Raw genomic sequence first — 849 nt, forward strand, 5'->3', positions numbered from 1 at the left:
ATAGTCATCTCTGTACCCTATTGTATTTGTTAGCAAAGAGACTGCCCTGAAACATCAGGGCAAGTCAGTGGAGTAGAATGAGTATCAGAATGAATTTTCTGCATATTCGGTTTGCGCAACACCGTTTTGTGGTGGCGTCGAATCGGATTGTTCGGCCTGATACACTTTGTCCTGCCCGATTTTAATCCAGTCCACTTTAATCAGGCGGGCTTTCAGGCTGACGCGCTGTTCACCGGCATGATCGCCGCGTTTCAGAGTAAAAATATCGGTGGACGGGTTACTTAAGGTAAAGCCCAGCAACACTTTTTTATCCTCGTCAACGGCTTTCTGGCAACGACCGACCAGGCTGGTCGCCTCCTTGCCGACCACGGTAATATCAAAACGGACATAGACCGGGTTATCACTGGGACCATTTAACGCATTAATCACACAGCTCAGGAACGTGCCACTGGCGGTACTGACATGGCGGATATGATTCAAATAGCCGAGTCCCTTGATATTCAGGTTGAAATAGTCGTTTTTGGTTAATGCTGTTGCGTTCTCAGACATACGATGTTCTCCATGGAGGTAAACAATAAGGGGTAACGGAGAAAATCCTGTCCCCTGACGGGAAGGTTTTTCCCCGCCGGGTGTCAGACAGATACGTTACTGACGCGCTGATAAAGAATAATGAACCTTCATTGCCGTTGAGCTGGCAATATCTGCTTCCAAAGGTGGGCAGATGTACCGCGTTGAGGCGCTCCCTTTCAGGCTACGGGAGTTTTACAGCCACCCGGAGGCGATCGTTGCAGGCTCACCGATCATTTAAGAAACAGGTTAATTCTTAAAGCATCCTGTCAGGGCGTCAAT

At 48.5% G+C, this 849-nt stretch carries 1 protein-coding gene; it reads right to left on the minus strand.

Features of this window, described 5'->3' with window-relative positions:
- Positions 1-84: 84 nt before the first annotated feature.
- On the minus strand, positions 85-549 hold the full coding sequence (locus tag Xedl_RS19830) for an STY4534 family ICE replication protein (protein ID WP_074025449.1): 465 nt from the start codon (positions 547-549) through the stop codon (positions 85-87).
- Positions 550-849: the final 300 nt, after the last annotated feature.

The organism is Xenorhabdus eapokensis (assembly GCF_001908105.1).

What these genes read in the sequence shown, in the direction of transcription:
- Xedl_RS19830 (WP_074025449.1), bottom strand. Translation starts at nt 549, where the DNA reads ATGTCTGAGAACGCAACAGCATTAACCAAAAACGACTATTTCAACCTG.